Consider the following 17206-nt stretch of genomic DNA (forward strand, 5'->3'; position numbering starts at 1 on the left):
ATACCATTTACTTGCTCTTAATGTTATGCAGTTCTTATTATTTATGGCGTTCATAAGAAGCATTTTTATCTTTTTCTTAAATAGCTTTTATTCTATTTGCATACTAACCCTGCTTATAATGTACAAGAAAATAATCTTGATTGATTCAATATAAGAAGGTGTTGAAAAACTTCACGTTATTCAGAATTATTACTTAATATGAAAAACGATTACTTATAACGATGAATCAATGCGTTAAAAACTTTAACTCGTTATTTGAATTGTAAAAATATTTCCATCAAAAATGGTAATAAAAGGCACATTCATTCATCCATATTAAAATACAGTGTTTTCTCTGTTTATTGTCAATTTTCTTTTTCTCTAACTCAGTATAGAAGAAAGTTGAATGAAATAGAGGAGCTTATTCGATATACTTATGGGGGGCATTACATAAGTGATGAATAGAAGAAGTTTATCAAGAAAAAAGAATCCGTAGTGCCGTAGTTGAAATTCGTCATTGTTTAGAGAGACAGAGTCAAGAGATATAAAAAGTTATGGAATTATATCGTTTTGTTACATAACTGAAGGGAAAGAGGATTATGCATTTGATATCATATTTTTACACATAATCGCATATTGCGATAGTTACTTTTGTTTTGCGATCTGATCTAGGATGTTCGAAAGATGTAGAATATTTAATGACAAAAAAAGAAAATCATCATGAAATTTGTACATAAAGAAACAGTTATTTAAGAGATATCCGGAAGGAGAAAAATTATAGCGAAAAGTGATAATAAAACACCTTACACTCAAGTCACATAAGAACAAGTCGCTTAAATATCTAAAGCGTAGTTTGTTATCTGTTTGAAATATAAGAGTGAAAAAAACCACCCCTATGACAGAAACCTTATTATTTTCAGATAACTAACATATTAGATAACATTGTACACAAAAAACATACACGAGCAATTTATTGCAATCGCCTATGAAGATAAAATTTTCTGGAAGCTTATTATCTACTGCTTATGCAATTACATTAAAGTATACTACTTTACCGCAACAGTTCGTCCGTTACTAACAAAACCTTCTCTCTGCGCACGCTTACGAGCAAGCTTACGTGTACGGCGAATAGCCTCAGCTTTTTCACGAGCACGCCTCTCAGATGGCTTCTCATAATAACTACGCATTTTCATTTCACGGAAGATACCTTCACGCTGCATCTTTTTTTTCAACGCACGGAGCGCTTGGTCAACATTATTATCACGAACAAGTACTTGCACTATCTATCCTGCTTTTTTCAGTGTCATAAATGATAGGAAAAACCTATGCCCTTTTAAAGGCATATCCAAAAGGACAAGAACCTATATCATATAAATAAGACATTTGTCTATATCGCTTTTTAAAATTCTGTTCTTTTTGCAATAAAACGCTTTTTATAATGAATGATAGAATTTACGGTTATAAATTTATGAAAGTCCTTGTATTTGATCATTTTCGTCAAGATGAATTTTTTCAGCCGTGGGATAATGGGGTAGTCCCGGCATGGTCATAACATCTCCACAAATGACAACAATAAAGCCAGCTCCTGCGGAGAGACGAACTTCACGTACGGGAATTTCAAAATCAACAGGAGCACCATATTGCTTGGGATCAGAAGAAAAAGAATAAGGTGTTTTTGCCATACAAATAGGGTAGGCACCAAAACCTTCTTTTTCCCAAGATTCAAGTTGTTTGAGAATAGGGGCTGGGATGATGGCGCCACGCCCACCGTATAGCTTTGTTATAATACAATTAATTTTTTGAACGAGTGGAATATTATCTTGATATAAAACTTTAAAATGAGAATGTTTTTCTTCAATCAAGGTAACGAGTTCTTGTGCAAGTTCTATAGCGCCTTTTCCACCTTGTTCCCAATGCTTACAGATAATAGCTTTGTGTCCAGTTGTTGCAACTATTTTTTGTAATGTTTTTATTTCAGCATCGCTATCGCTGTCAAAATGATTGATAGCCACAACACAAGGAATACCGTAGTGCTCCATATTTTTTATATGTCGTAAAAGATTGGCTGTTCCTTTTTCTAAAGCGGTGATATTTTCTTCTGTCAGGTTATTTTTATCCACACCACCATTCATTTTTAATGCACGAATAGTTGCGACGATTACTGTAGCATTTGGTACAATACCTGCTTGCCTACATTTGATATTGAAGAACTTTTCTGCTCCAAGATCTGCTCCAAACCCTGCTTCTGTGACAACATAATCAGCAAGTTTTAAAGCAGTTTTTGTTGCTATAACTGAATTGCAACCATGAGCAATGTTGGCAAAAGGTCCTCCATGAACGAGAACAGGGTTATTTTCAATTGTCTGTACGAGATTGGGTTGTATAGCATCTTTGAGAAGAACTGCCATTGCACCTTCTGCATTGAGATCAGAAACGGTGATGGGCGTTTTATCATAACGATAAGCAACAATAATTTTTTTGAGTCTTTGTGTAAGGTTTTCTAAATTTTCAGAGAGACAAAGAAGTGCCATAATTTCTGACGCAACAGTGATATCAAAACCTGTTTGGCGTGGAAAACCATTTGTTATGCCCCCCAATGAAATAACAATATCGCGCAATGCACGGTCATTCATATCAAGAACGCGTTTCCAAACAATGCGACGTGGATCAATGTTTAGAGTATTTCCCCAATAAAGATGATTATCTATCATTGCGGCAAGAAGATTATGAGCAGCTGTAATAGCATGAAAATCACCGGTAAAATGTAAATTAAGGTCATCCATTGGAACGACTTGCGCATAACCACCACCAGCAGCACCACCTTTTACACCAAAACAGGGACCTAAAGACGGTTCTCTCAAGGTAGCTATTGTTTTTTTACCAATAAGATTAAGAGCATCACTTAGTCCAACTGTTGTTGTTGTTTTGCCTTCTCCGGCAGGTGTGGGATTGATAGCTGTGACGAGGATAAGTTTACCATCTGGATTTTTATCAAGCGATTTTATGTATTCAGAAGAAATTTTAGCTTTATCATGGCCATAGGGAATGAGATTTTCATGTGAGATACCAATTTTTTTTGCAATTTCAATAATATGCTGCTTTTTAGCAGTGCGAGCAATTTCAATATCTGTTTTAGGCATGGAAAAATTCTTTAAACTTAGCTTTTATTAATGTTCGAGATCTGTACCCCATGGATTAATTAGAAGAATTCATAGAGAACAGAAAGTATTAGGATATCACAGAAGTCGATGACATGCTATGTAAGAGATAATGCTAAAGAAGCACGAGAAGAAGCTTTGGTTTGCAACAAAATGCTAATGATATTAATGGATACCATAAGTGTTTTATGGTGGTGCGTTTGAGAAGTAGTTTATTTGTTCTTTCCAATAACACACTGAAAAAGTTTTACATGGTGGTAAATCGGAATTTATGGTGGCACATATGAAGTCCCTCTTAAGATGGGACTGCTAGGAATAAAATATTCAGAAACATCCAGTTATGGAAAAATTAGAAATAAGCACGTAAAAAATTATCTAACTGATTAAAGAGTATAATCCGGAAGAGACTAAAAACAAGCGCATAAATCGAAAAAAGAAAACAACACACGCTACTCATGCAATCGTTATGATTATTAGCTAATAAAAGCACCTTGGAGCTGAATTGAAGGACTCATAACATCTTATTCTAGCAAAATGGCTAAAGAAACGACTCACAACACAATGAAGTAACAAAATACAAAAAACAAAGATAGGCAAAAATAAATCACAAAATAAAGAATTTAAAGAGCCTGAATTTATAAGAAGATATTATTGATAGATGGCGCACCCGAAGAGATTCGAACTCCTGACCCCCAGATTCGTAGTCTGGTGCTCTATCCAGCTGAGCTACGGGTGCATACATTTCAGTTTTTTACATTGTCTACGACAAAGGGTTCCTAATCGTTTCATTAAAGAAATGCAAGTGAAACTTGGATAGTAATAAAAAAAACTCTCTTTTTTATGAGATATTTTAAAAAAGGATATAATATATTATGGTTTCAGTTGGTTTTGATATGATCATTTTTTGTTGTGACCGTACAAAGCAATATGAACGATAGTTAACTTGACGTTTTAATCTATGAAAGATAGTCAAGCAAAGATGAGATGTGTTTTTTGCGGTGGGGGGGTAAGATATATACACCCGCTGTTTGGTTTTTGTGTAAAACGCCGATATTACTGTTGAAAACTATTTCAGATGAACATGATACAGCAAGGGTGGATGTATGGCGTTATTAAAAAAGAGCTTTCCATTGGTGTTTTTAATTGTCGTTTTAACGGTTACTTATTGGGCTGGAAAACAGAGTGCAGAACACCCCATTTCTACGGTGGATAAAACGAGAGTATCGTATAAATCTTCAAAGGAAAAAATGGGAAGACCACCGACAAATGTTGTCGTTAATCTTGTGAAAATTCAAGATTTTTATGAACAACTTAACGTTCTTGGGAATGGAAAAGCTCTTGCAGAAGTCGATCTTACCCCTTTATCCTCAGGTGTTATTGATAAGCTTTTTGTATCAGCTGGTACAAAAGTACAAGTCGATGATGTGATTGCAAAGCTTGATTCTAAAAAAGAGGAAATAGCAGCTGCAAAAGCAAAAGTACAACGTGATAATAATGCGTTAACGCTTTCGCGCATTCTTAAATTACGCGCCAGCAATACAGCAACGGAAGTTCAAGAAATTACGGCACGCTTAGAGTTAGATAACGCAAATTTAGTTTTGCGTAATGCTGAATTAGATCTCGATCGGCGAACAATTCGTGCACCGATTCCTGGAGTTGTTGGTATTTTGCCCGTTGATGTGGGGAATAACGTGACCCTTAATACTGTAATAGGCCGTATTGAGAATAGAGAACGTATTTTGGTCGATATATGGGCCCCTGAACGATATGTGTCGCGCATCCATAAAGGAGATGAGGTAACGGCAACGTTAACCGCGCAGCCAGATAAATCTTTTGTTGGTCATATTTATGCGATTGATAATATTGTTGATCCAGAAAGTCGCACACTTCATGCTCAGGTTGAAATCAATAATGAAAAAGATATGCTCATGTCTGGTATGGCCTTTTCTGTTGCATTGCAATTTCATGGTGGTTCTTTTCCTGTCGTTAATCCTCTTGCGGTTCAATGGAATAGTGAAGGGTCATTCGTTTGGCGTGTGAGAGAAGGAAAAGTAGAGTCTATTCCCGTATCAATTATTCAGCATAAAGCGGATCAGGTTTTCGTGAAAGCTCCCCTAGAAAAGGGTGATCAAGTTGTCATTCAAGGGGTGCAAATGCTTTATCCAGGAAGTAAAGTAACTATTGATGATCCAAAGTCCTATCAACAGCAATTATCAGCAGTTTATGGAACGGATATACAATGAGCCAAGAATTGAGCACAAAACAGCCTAGGTCAAAGGTGGAGCAAGGTGGTCTCATTGCCTTATTTATTCGCAGACCGGTTTTTACTTTTGTTTTAAATGCTATGATCATCATTGCAGGATTTGCAGCATGGTTGAATGTTGATGTAAGAGAATTACCCGATGTTGATACTCCAGTAACAACGGTTGTGACGATGTTTTCTGGTGCATCTGCAGAAACCATTGATCGTGAAGTAACAAAAGTTATAGAAGATGCGGTTTCCCGTGTTTCCGGTGTTAAGACGATTTCTTCAACATCTTCTTTTGGACGCTCTCGTGTGCAGATTAATTTTAATGTCGGTGTTGATTTGAATGTAGCGGCATCTGATATTCGTGATGCTCTGTCTCGTATTGCTTATTCTTTACCAAAAAATGCAGATTCTCCTTTAATCATTAAAGCAGATTCGAATGCTGCTGCTATGATGTATTTGGTTGTGACGTCACCAACAATGAGTATTGATGATTTAACAACGATTGTAAATGATCAGATTGTTGATGCAATTTCTGCTGTTGATGGTGTTGGTGATGTACAGGTTGATAGTGCTCGCACAAAGATTTTTCAGATTGATATAGATCAAGCAAAACTTGCAAGTTATGGATTAACAGTAGCAGATATTTCACGTGTTCTTGCTGATATGACAACGGATGTGCCAGTAGGATCATTACGCAATTCTAAGCAAACTTTAGTTGTCCGTGCCACTGCACGTTTAACAACACCAGAATCTTTTGAACAAGTTGTTCTAAAGCCTCATGTGCATCTTGGTGATGTTGCGCATGTTACTTTATCGCCGGATATAGAAACGGTTATTCTTCGTATCAATGGAAAGACAGGTATTGGATTAGGTATCGTGCGGAAAGCACAATCCAACACGCTTAATATTTCTCAAGGTGTAAGAGCCGTTGTTGATAATCTCAAAAGTATTGTTCCTTCTTCTGTACATATAGACGTTATTAATGACGATGCAATTTTTATTAAAAGTGCCCTTCATGAGGTTGAGGTTGCGTTGGTCATTGCTATTTTGAGCGTTATTTTAGTCATTTTTCTTTTTCTCAGAGATATTCGTGTAACACTGATACCTGCTTTATCTCTTCCTGTTGCCTTGATTGGTACCATTGCAGCTATTTATCTTGTGGGGTTTTCATTGAATATTCTCACATTGTTAGGACTTGTTTTAGCAACAGGGCTTGTTGTGGATGATGCCATTGTTGTTCTGGAAAATATCGTTCGATGGCGCAATATGGGGTTAGGTTCCAGAGCTGCAGCGGTGTTAGGAACACGTGAAGTTTTTTTTGCTGTTGTCGCAACAACATTGACTTTAGTGGCTGTATTTGTTCCTATCTCCTTTCTTCCTGGGCAAGTTGGAGGGCTTTTTAGAGAATTTGGTTTTGTTTTGGCAATTTCTATTTTGCTTTCTTCAATTGTTGCCTTAACGCTTTGTCCCATGCTGGCTTCACGTTTTCTCAAAGAACATATTGAGGAGAAAGAAGAAAAGTCCCATCATTTTACTTTTTTATATAAATTAGGTACTTTTCTTCATAAGGCATATACTTACAGTTTGCATAAGTGTTTAGAAAAGCCTTGGTCTGTTGTTTTTGCTTCACTTATTTTTGCGGGGCTTTGTGTTGGAGGCTATATGAAGCTGAAACAGGAATTAACTCCAGCAGAAGACAGAGCTCTTATCTTTTTGGTTATTAATGGACCACAAGGTATTTCAACACAATATTTGAACGAGCAGGTAGAGCAAATTGAAGCAAGTCTACAGCCATTACGTGATGCAGGGGAGATTGCTAACAGTTATTCTATCGCGGGTATTGGAGGTTCACCCAATACTGCTTTTTTGATTTTATTGCTTTCATCTTGGGATAAACGTTTACGTAGTCAGCAAGAAATCGTGAAAGATGTTAATGCAAAGGTTAAACAGTTTCCCGCAGTTTTTGTGTTTGCTGCGCAGGGAAATTCTCTAGGTGTGAGCGGAACTGGCCAAGGGTTGCAATTTGCAATTCTTGGCAATGATTATGCAACATTACAACCTATTGCTGATAAGCTGGTGAGTGCTTTACAAGATGATCCGCGTTTTATTCGCCCACGCCTTACTGTTGATGCAACACAACCGCAATTTTTTATTGAAATCAATCGAAAAAAAGCTTCCGATTTAGGGATTGATATCACCAATTTGGGCGATACATTACAAGCAATGTTGGATGGTAAAAAGATTGGTTCTATTAACGTGGATGATCATTCTTACGATGTTAAATTGATATCGCGTACAAATTCTATGAAGAGTCCTAGCGATTTAGAAAATATTTTTTTAAAGACTAAAGACAATCGATATGTTCCTTTATCGGTCATTGCGCGTTTACATGAAAAAGCTATCGCTCCCCAACTAAAACGGGAAAAACGCATGAGTGCTGTTATTTTAAGCGCAAATCTTGCTCCAGATATTGCTTTAGGGGAAGCTTACCAAACTGTACAGAAAATTGCTTCTCCTTTGTTATCGAAAGGAACCTACTTGGTTCCCTTAGGGGAAGCCGAAACGCTTAATGAAACATCTTCCAATTTTATGATTGTTTTTGGCATTGCCTTTTTGATTATTTTATTGATTTTGGCGGCTCAGTTTGAAAGCTTTATTTCAGGATTCATTATCATGGCCACTGTCCCATTAGGGATTGGTTGTGCTGTAATTGCTATGCTATTAAGTGGTGTGAGTCTTAATATTTACAGCCAAATTGGATTAATTTTGTTAATTGGTGTTATGGCAAAAAATGGTATTCTCATTGTTGAATTTGCAGATCAATTACGAGATCAGGGAAGAAGCGTGCGTGAAGCCGTAGAAGAAGCAGCAAATATTCGACTTCGTCCAGTTTGTATGACAATGGTTTGTGCCATTTTAGGAGGTATTCCTTTGGTTTTAGCCAAAGGTGCTGGCGCAGAAGCTCGTATAGCTTTAGGTTGGGTTATCGTTGGTGGCTTAGGTTTAGCAACTATTTTTACGCTTTATGTCACACCGGTTGTTTATCTTTTTTTGGGGCGTTTTATAAGACCAAAAGCAGAAGAAGATTTACGCTTAACAAAAGAACTCAATCAAGTTAAATGATGTATCTGATAGAAAAGGTTTGAAAGTTTATTCCTGTAAAAATATCATTTTCGGATCTTATCCTTTTATTTTGTATATTCCTTCATTTTTATGTGAGCAGTGAAAATAGCGAGCAATAAAGGAGGCGCTTTCTGCTTTGTTATGGTTTGGGCATAGATTTCATTATCAATAACCGTATAGGATAAGCTTATGGGAGATAGCTTTTCGATTCGAAATGAAAAGGCTTTTGAAGCCACATTAAAAGCTTTAAAAAACCATGCTGCAAAGGATGGGGTCTATGATATTCGTCGACATTTTGTAGAAGATGAACAGCGTTTTTCCCATTTTTCCCTCAGATTTGATGATCTTCTTTTTGATTTTTCAAAATGTGGTGTGACATTTAAAACATTGCAACTTCTAGATGATTTAGCTGTCGCAGCAGATGTGTTAGGCCGGCGTGATGCAATGTTTTCTGGTAAGGCGATTAATACAACTGAAAAACGCTCAGTTCTTCATATTGCGTTACGTTTACCTGCTGATGAAATTTTCATGTTGGATGGTCATAATCTTATTCGCGATATTCAAGACGTCCTTGAAGATATGGAAAGATTTTCTGAAAAGGTACGTGATGGCAGCTATAAGGGAAACAGCGGCGAGAGAATAAGTGATATTGTTAATATTGGTATTGGTGGTTCTGATCTTGGTCCTGCAATGGTCACATATGCTTTAAAACCTTATCATGATGGTCCACAGTGTCATTTTGTTTCTAATGCTGACAGTGCCCATATTTCTGATACTCTCTCTATTTTGAATCCAGCAACAACGCTGTTTGTCATTGCTTCTAAAACTTTTACAACGGCTGAAACAATGGTAAATGCTCAAGTTGCACGTCAGTGGATTTGTTCACATTTAGGAGAAGAAGCCGTTGGTACGCATTTTGTTGCTGTTTCAAGTGCGCTTGATAAAGTGGCAGAATTTGGCATAGATTCCACAAGAGTTTTTAAATTTTGGAATTGGGTGGGAGGACGTTATTCAATTTGGTCAGCCATTGGACTTGTTGTTATGTTTGCAATAGGTGGTGGAAATTTTCGCCAATTTCTCAATGGTGCGTTGCAAATGGACCAACATTTTAAAACTATGCCTTTGCATAAAAATATTCCTATTCGTTTTGCTCTTTTAGGATTCTGGCATCGTGTTATTTGTGGTTATTCATCACGTTCTATCATTCCTTATGCACAGCGTTTAATACATTTTCCAGCTTATTTACAACAGCTTGATATGGAATCAAATGGTAAGCAAGTCTCGCTGGATGGAAAACCATTAAGTTTTTCAAGTGGTCCGATTGTTTGGGGGGATTCAGGAACAAATAGTCAACATGCTTTTTTTCAGCTTCTGCATCAAGGAACAGATATTATTCCTGTAGAATTTATTTTATTTATAAAAGGGCATGAGCAAAATTTACATTCTATGTATGAGATGTTGCTAGCAAACGGTTTAGCACAATCAAAAGCATTGATGAAGGGGCGTAGTATTGAAGATGCTCGGCATATCTTGATAAAAAATGGAGTTAATGAGGGTGAAGCAAATCATTTAGCACTTCATAGAAGTTTTAAAGGAAACCGTCCCAGCATTACGTTGGTTCAAGATTTATTAACACCTTTTACACTCGGTCGTCTTATTGCGCTTTATGAACATCGTATTTTTGTTGAAGGGATTTTAATGAATATTAATTCATTTGATCAATGGGGGGTTGAACTTGGTAAAGAATTAGCAAATGAGTTACTACCAATTCTTCGTGGAGAAAGTAAAGCGGATAATCGCGATAGTTCAACATTAGGGTTGCTAGCACATATTCAAGAAAGACGTGCAAAATAAATATAATTTGACAGTAGGTTTTGTACTAACTAAGCAAAAGTAGAATGAGAGAGAAATATGAGATAATTCTTTAGTTTTACTATGCGTTCTCTTATTATCTGAACTATATTTATGTAACAGAAAACCAAAAAGTGAAAAAATTGTAATAATGAGAATTTATTCGCAAAAACGATAAAGAGCTTTGAAAAGTCGTGAAGGACTTTTGAAAAATGAATTGGTACAAAACCTGCTGGCAAGCTACACTAGGTAAAAATATACAGAATCCATCGGCAAGCTATGATTAAAGACATTTTAATAATATCGCTTTATAAACTTTGGCGGAGAGAGAGGGATTTGAACCCCCGATAGAGTTGCCCCTATGCCGCATTTCGAGTGCGGTGCTTTCAACCACTCAGCCATCTCTCCATAATAAAGTAAAACAAAAATCGGCACTATTTGAGTATATAAGGGGTAGATAACCTTCAATTGTTTTTGGTACAACCTTTTTTTCTTTTTTATGGGACTTTATTGACAGAGAATAGAAATTCCTTCATATATACAGAATATGAGCGTGGGGAAATCTGCGCATATTTGTGTTGAAGAAGGTTTTATCCTTCTTTAAAATTTATTACGACTGATAAAAAGCAGCCTATTTTCCCTTATTTCAAGGCAGAAATTAAATAAGAGCTGGAGTGAACGGAAGGATAAAAAATGTTCGCAGTCATTAAAACTGGTGGTAAGCAATACCGCATTGTTGCTAATCAAGTGGTAAAAGTTGAAAAAGTTAGAGGAAATGCGGGTGATGTTGTTGAATTCAATGACATATTGATGGTTGGGCAAGAAGGTAATGCGGTTATTGGTACCCCTGTCGTTGCTGATGCATTGGTGACAGCTGAGATTGTAGAACAGGCACGTGGGCGCAAGGTTATCGCATTTAAGAAGCGCCGTCGTCAAAATTCTAAACGCACGCGTGGTCATCGTCAAGAATTTACGAGGCTTCGTGTGTTAGAAATTTTAATGGGTGGTTCAAAACCTAAAAAAGCAGCTGCAAAGCCGATAAAAGAAGAAGCAACTGCATCAAAAGAAACAAAAGATTCTGCTTCTGTTGAGAAGACAGCTAAAAAGACGGCTGAAAAAAAGACTGCGTCGCAGAAGAAAGCGTCTGTAGCATCAAAGAGTAAGAAAGGCTAAAGGAGAGCGTCTATGGCACATAAAAAAGCTGGTGGTTCCTCGCGTAATGGTCGCGATTCAGAATCGAAACGTCTAGGCGTTAAAAAATTTGGTGGTGAAACCGTTATTGCTGGAAATATTATTATTCGCCAGCGTGGTACGCGTTGGCATCCTGGCAACAATGTCGGCATTGGAAAAGATCATACGCTTTTTGCATTATCAAATGGAAAGGTTTCTTTTCAACGCAAAGCGGGTGATCGTTCCTATGTTTCAGTCATTCCTATGGTGGAGGCAGCAGAGTAATCTGTAACACTCTCTAGCAATCAACAGGATTCCATTGAATTGTAGTTGTGGTTTTATAAGTATTAAAAGGGAAAGATAGAATCTCATCTTTCCCTTTTTGCTTTGGTACTATAATAAATGTAGAAGATATACGAAAAAGGTAGAATTGGGGAAATGACGTTTCTCAATGAGGGGGGAAGTTTGTGCGGTGTTATGTTAGTATTTAGTACTGAACGTATTGATATTATGATAGAATTTGTTGATAAATTTCTGTATAATTATAGTGAGGAGAGACTTTCTTTTTATGCATGAAGAAGTGTCTAGTAATTTCTTTATAGGAGAAGCAGTTTGTTTTCAGGAAATTATGAGAAATTTAATGAAAGCATTATTTATGTAATCATTTTGATAAAGATGGCTCTTTTTATTGGCATTGTAGTATTGATGAGTTGTCATACTGTTTTTAGGTGGTGGTGTGGATAGGTGGGGCTATTCATTTAAAAGGATATAGGGATAAAAAAATCCATAAGATGGCAGTCAAAACTACTTTGAAAGTGACGTGCATTAAGGAGTTTTCGGTAAATCGAGAGTGAAGTTATATTTTTAAGGAGGACGCTGTTTAAAGATATAAAAATAACCAATGTGCAATCAGCGCTCTTCAAGAATATTTTTTCTGATTTCACTATTATTGTATTGTGCATTTTTGAAAATAAAAAAGCATAAGAGCTAGGGTTAAGGCAATAACTGCGTTTCATTTTTTACTTTATTTGTCCTATTTGTAGAGTTTTCCTTGATTTTAGTAATTGATGATGGTGCTTGGGGGATGTTCGTACTTTGCAAATGTGTGACAGAGGGTATTGTGTGTCTGCGATATTGATTGAAGTAAAGGATTGGCTTAAAATATATATATTATATATCAAGGATTTAGTATCATAGGATGAGCTACACGGAATTTTAAAGATGATAAGTTGCATGGAGCAATTTATAATTATGTAATGAGTTTATAAAGAGGGATAATAGGTTAAATAAACTTTGAGGAATCAGTTAAAATATTAGCTGAAGTTACAGGTAATTGGGAAGGATGCTTTCTTGTAGGGAGAATAATGAAAAGTTATGTTGAATAACTTGGGATAATGAGAGCGTTTTTAAAATATAGTTTTTTAGGTGATTGGTGCTGTAAAAATCGGGGTTTTATCTTTGTAAAGTAAAAGAGTAAGAGGCAGACTTGCTTATGATGCTTTTAAGCACCTCACTTAGCTGCATTTCGTAAAATATAAAGAGAGTGGTGGTGGTATTTATAGCTTGTATTTTGGGAAATACAGCTTTGAAAGGGAATTTATCAGAGATATTGGTGTTCAAATGTGAGGCAATTTGAATTTATGATGAGATGTGAGAAAGCAGAAGCAATGAATGTAGATTTTACCGAGGGTGAAATCTTGTCTATAAGATCTGTGCAACTTGCAGCTGCTTTTGATCATAAAAATGATGCAATTTGTGCTGCTGCTGAATTGCTTGTGCAGGTTGGCGCAGTTGATAAGTGTTATCTGGAAAGCATGCTCGCACGTGAAGAAAGAACCAATACTTGGCTTGGAAATGGTATAGCCATTCCTCATGGTATGGCTGAAAATCGTGATTTAATTATCAAGGACGCTGTTGCTATTATACAGGTTCCTGCTGGTGTTGAGTGGCAGGATGGCAAGAAAGCACATTTGGTTATTGCCATTGCAGCGTGTCCAGATCACTATAGAGAAATTTGTAAAAAATTGACGTCTCTTTTATTTGATAAAAAACAGCTTGAAGTGCTTGCGACAACTATGGACAAACAGCAAATTGTTAGAACTTTGTTTGATCAAGATATGAAGATAGAAAAAACTTTTATTGGTGACCTTTCGGTGTGTCAGGAATGGACTTTAGATTATCCAAGTGGTCTTCATGCACGACCAGCTTCTCTTTGGGTTGATTTTGCAAAAAAGGCACAAAATTCTATCAGAGTTCGCCATGGTCAATATGCCGTTGAAATGAAAAATTTGGTTGGTTTATTGCAATTAGGAGCAAAAAACGGTGATGTTCTGATTTTTTCTACAGATGCTGCAGAAGGAGCACAACTTCTCAATGATGCCATTGCTATTGTAAAAAAAGTGAGTATTAGTGAAAAATGCCTGATGAGAGCAATGGAATCTCAAACAAAGGCTTTTCATGGTTGGTATCCACGCTCTATGCAAAAAGGCATTTCTGGTGTTGGAGCAAGTTCAGGATTAGCATTTGGTAAGATTTTTGTTTTAAGGCAAAATGATATTTCCATAATAGATCAGCCAATTGATTTTGCAGCTGGTGCAGCGTGTCTTGAAAATGCTCTTACAAAAACAAAACATAAAATGGCATCTGTGATTTCTGATATTACAGTGCGTATGGGAGCAGATTCTGCTGCGATTTTTTCTGCGCAAATGGTTTTGCTTGAAGATGAAAATTTAATAGCTCAAGCTTGTCGTTTTATAGCAGAAGGTCATGGTGTCGCTTGGTCTTGGGATAGAGCAGTTCGTCAATTTTCAGATATGTTTTTTAAGGTAGATAATCCTTTGTTAGCAGCACGTGCTGTTAATTTAGTTGATGTTGGTCGACGTGTTTTAGGTGAAATCAATCCATCCTATAGATCGTTCTTTTTAAATGATATTCCACATGGTGTAATTCTAGTTACAAATGATCTTTCCCCTTCTGATGTAGCACAACTTGATTGTACAAGGGTGAAAGGATTAGCAACAGCATGGGGAGGTCCATTATCTCATACAGCTATTTTGGCGCGTACTCTTGGTATTCCAATGGTTGTTGCTGCAGGTGATGATATTTTAGCGATTCAGTCTGATATTCAGGCTATTATTGATGGCGATAACGGGTTTATTTACCTTGATCCTACGCTTGAAGACGTTGAAGATGCTCAAAGGCATATTGATACTGTTGCGCAAAAACGTTTCAGTGAAATAAGTGCGTGTAGATTACCAGCGCAAACGACAGATGGTCAAAGAATTCGTATCATGGCTAATGTCAACTACGCAAATCAGGTTCCTGTTGCGCTTGATTTGGGGGCTGAAGGTGTTGGACTCATGCGCACGGAATTTTTGTTTTTAGAGAATCCACATATTCCGGATGAAGAGCTACAATTTAATATATATCGGGCGATGATTACAGCTGTAGGAGATAAGCCATTAATTATTCGTGCGCTCGATATTGGTGGGGATAAACAGGTTACGCATTTACATTTATCTAAAGAGGATAATCCTTTTTTAGGTGTTCGAGGAACGCGGCTTTTGTTACGTCGACGTGATCTTTTGGTGCCCCAATTACGTGCTTTGTATCGAGCAGCAAAAGAAGGCGGAGATCTATGGATTGTGTTTCCGATGGTAATGTCTGTTTCAGAGATTGTTACTATAAAAAAGATTGCAGAAGAAATCCGCAATGATATTGATGCACCAAAATTAAAACTTGGTATTATGATCGAAGTTCCAGCAGCCGCCATTATGGCAGATGTGTTGAGCGCCCATGTTGATTTTTTCTCAATTGGAACCAATGACCTAACACAGTATACAATGGCTGTTGATCGGCAAAACCCGTACCTTGTGTCTGAAGCTGATAGCCTTGATCCAGCAGTTTTGCGTATGATTTATCAGACTATTCAGGGAGCTTCACAACATAAGTGTTGGGTTAGTGTATGTGGTGGTATGGCTGGAGATCCTTTTGGTGCAATGATTTTGACTGGGTTGGGAATTAATGAGCTTTCTATGATATCTTGCGATATTTCTCCAGTAAAGGCGTGTTTGCAGACTCATAGTTTTGAAGATATGAAAATTTTAGCACAAAAAGCATTACAATGTGAAACTGCACGAGCTGTACGTACTCTAAGCAAGGATATAAGGTGATAAAGAACATTAAGGGGAACGAGGGAGCTCATTTTGCAGAGCAATCAGATCGTTAGTGCTGTAAAACATTATTCTTTTATACGTTACAGGGAGGAGTAGCATGTGGATAAAAACACTTTAAGAAAGAATAAATGCCTTTTATGCATTCTCTCAAATAGCAAGGGATGTTGCAACATTAGGGGATAAATAGCATGATGGTACTTGGCTTGTACTTTTTATTTAAGGAAAGATGATGCTATTCAATAGATGTTATACTATTCATAGACACCGTATGAGATAGATGTGACAAGCTTTAAGAAATGTTTTTTAAATAAACGTGTGGATGAGAAAGAAAATCGTATTCTTAGAGTATTCTGTTTTGTTATGAGAGCATATCCTACTTAAAGAATGCGATAATCAAAAGTATGAATTAATACGTAATCTCTTTTAAATAATAGAGATTACTTTAGATATTTTGAAAACTGTAAAGCTGAATTTAAAAGTATATGGTAAAAATGAAAACAGGTTTACATCTTTATGATTTTGTATTTGACAAAAATGAGACTATTTTCTCATTTCAGAAAATAAGATATATTCATACATATTAAATTAAAAATGCAAAGGTCTTTTTTGTCTTAATTTTATTTTCTTTAGTATCAACTAAATATAGAAGTGTGAAAGTGTGAAATTGAATAGAGGATTTAGACTAGGGCTTATTCTGTGATCCTATGAAGGAGGAAACTGACACTATCACACTATTCTACAGCCCTCGATGTTGCAACAATTCGTGCTATTTGAGAGAATGCATAAGAGCCATTTATCCTCTCTTAAAATGTACTTCCTCCACATACCATCCCCGCTTATGACGTATAAGCAAGTGATTTTAATTAATTCAATATGAAAAGGGTTATGATGAGAAAAATTTACGATATTCGAGGTTTTTATGATGTATAAAGAATATTTATCATTATAGATCAATGTCTTATATATTATCTGAAACATAAAAGTGATTAGCAGGTAGATCTCATTTCAAGAGAGAGTTGTTTGTAATCAATGGTGTTAAGCGAGAGATATTTAATTATTTGATTATGCAAAATCATGGACTGTATGCCAATTTTAAGAGAAGTATTTTTTGTGAAGCAGAAAGTGCGTAAATAAGCATGAAAATTTATGACTGGTGACAATCTTTTTATTCGCATTATTGTATTATACAAACCTATCCACGAAAAAAGTTTTTTCTTAAAAAGAAAGGATGTGCTTGTTATTCAACAGATATAAGCTCTTACTTTAATAAATAAATTTGTTTTTTGAGTTTTGAATGTATAATTTAGGCTTGCACGTTATTTCTTTCTGGGTATAGTGCGAGACTTCTGGAGAGGTGGCCGAGTGGTTGAAGGCGCACGCCTGGAACGCGTGTATATGGGAAACCATATCGAGGGTTCGAATCCCTCTCTCTCCGCCATTAATTTAAAACGAACTTTCATATGCTTGATATGACATAGCTTAAAAAGCTCAGGATTTGC

At 36.4% G+C, this 17206-nt stretch carries 8 protein-coding genes and 3 tRNA genes; 7 read left to right on the forward strand and 4 right to left on the reverse strand.

Annotation, left to right across the window (positions count from 1 at the left end):
• Positions 1 to 1025 precede the first annotated feature (1025 nt).
• The 3 genes from rpsU to ACFIKR_RS01125 all read right to left on the reverse strand — a co-directional run bounded on the left by rpsU (position 1026) and on the right by ACFIKR_RS01125 (position 3873).
• A complete protein-coding gene (gene rpsU / locus ACFIKR_RS01115; protein ID WP_273717519.1) occupies positions 1026 to 1259 on the reverse strand; it encodes a 30S ribosomal protein S21 in 234 nt (77 codons plus the stop codon).
• A gap of 186 nt (positions 1260 to 1445) precedes the next feature.
• On the reverse strand, positions 1446 to 3119 hold the full coding sequence (locus tag ACFIKR_RS01120) for a formate--tetrahydrofolate ligase (RefSeq protein WP_375635445.1): 1674 nt from the start codon (positions 3117 to 3119) through the stop codon (positions 1446 to 1448).
• Between the two features lie 677 nt (positions 3120 to 3796).
• A tRNA-Arg gene (locus ACFIKR_RS01125) sits at positions 3797 to 3873 on the reverse strand.
• A 367-nt stretch (positions 3874 to 4240) separates the two neighbouring features.
• Between ACFIKR_RS01125 and ACFIKR_RS01130 the strand changes: the two genes are divergently transcribed.
• The 3 genes from ACFIKR_RS01130 to pgi all read left to right on the forward strand — a co-directional run bounded on the left by ACFIKR_RS01130 (position 4241) and on the right by pgi (position 10365).
• Positions 4241 to 5380, forward strand: coding sequence for an efflux RND transporter periplasmic adaptor subunit (locus ACFIKR_RS01130; protein WP_375658488.1), 1140 nt, complete (start codon positions 4241 to 4243; stop codon positions 5378 to 5380).
• Positions 5377 to 8511 carry an efflux RND transporter permease subunit gene (locus ACFIKR_RS01135; protein ID WP_375658489.1) on the forward strand — a complete coding sequence of 1045 codons (3135 nt, stop codon included), beginning with the start codon at positions 5377 to 5379 and terminating at the stop codon, positions 8509 to 8511. Before ACFIKR_RS01130 ends, ACFIKR_RS01135 begins: the two co-directional genes overlap by 4 nt.
• A gap of 189 nt (positions 8512 to 8700) precedes the next feature.
• On the forward strand, positions 8701 to 10365 hold the full coding sequence (gene pgi, locus ACFIKR_RS01140; protein WP_375658490.1) for a glucose-6-phosphate isomerase: 1665 nt from the start codon (positions 8701 to 8703) through the stop codon (positions 10363 to 10365).
• A 315-nt stretch (positions 10366 to 10680) separates the two neighbouring features.
• On the opposite strand, the gene ACFIKR_RS01145 is transcribed toward pgi, so the two are convergent.
• A tRNA-Ser gene (locus ACFIKR_RS01145) sits at positions 10681 to 10770 on the reverse strand.
• Between the two features lie 285 nt (positions 10771 to 11055).
• On the opposite strand from ACFIKR_RS01145, the gene rplU reads away from it, so the two are divergent.
• From rplU to ACFIKR_RS01165, 4 genes are all read left to right on the forward strand, one after another.
• On the forward strand, positions 11056 to 11535 hold the full coding sequence (gene rplU / locus ACFIKR_RS01150; RefSeq protein ID WP_375658491.1) for a 50S ribosomal protein L21: 480 nt from the start codon (positions 11056 to 11058) through the stop codon (positions 11533 to 11535).
• Positions 11536 to 11547: 12 nt separating this feature from the next.
• On the forward strand, positions 11548 to 11817 hold the full coding sequence (gene rpmA, locus ACFIKR_RS01155) for a 50S ribosomal protein L27 (protein ID WP_273787451.1): 270 nt from the start codon (positions 11548 to 11550) through the stop codon (positions 11815 to 11817).
• 1355 nt (positions 11818 to 13172) lie between these two features.
• Positions 13173 to 15704 (forward strand): phosphoenolpyruvate--protein phosphotransferase, encoded by a 2532-nt coding sequence (ptsP, locus tag ACFIKR_RS01160; protein ID WP_375658492.1) that lies wholly within the window; start codon positions 13173 to 13175, stop codon positions 15702 to 15704.
• Positions 15705 to 17055: 1351 nt separating this feature from the next.
• Positions 17056 to 17145, forward strand: a tRNA-Ser gene (locus ACFIKR_RS01165).
• Positions 17146 to 17206 lie beyond the last annotated feature (61 nt).

Source organism: Bartonella sp. MR30HLJHH (genome assembly GCF_042194195.1).
Classification (GTDB): domain Bacteria; phylum Pseudomonadota; class Alphaproteobacteria; order Rhizobiales; family Rhizobiaceae; genus Bartonella; species Bartonella grahamii.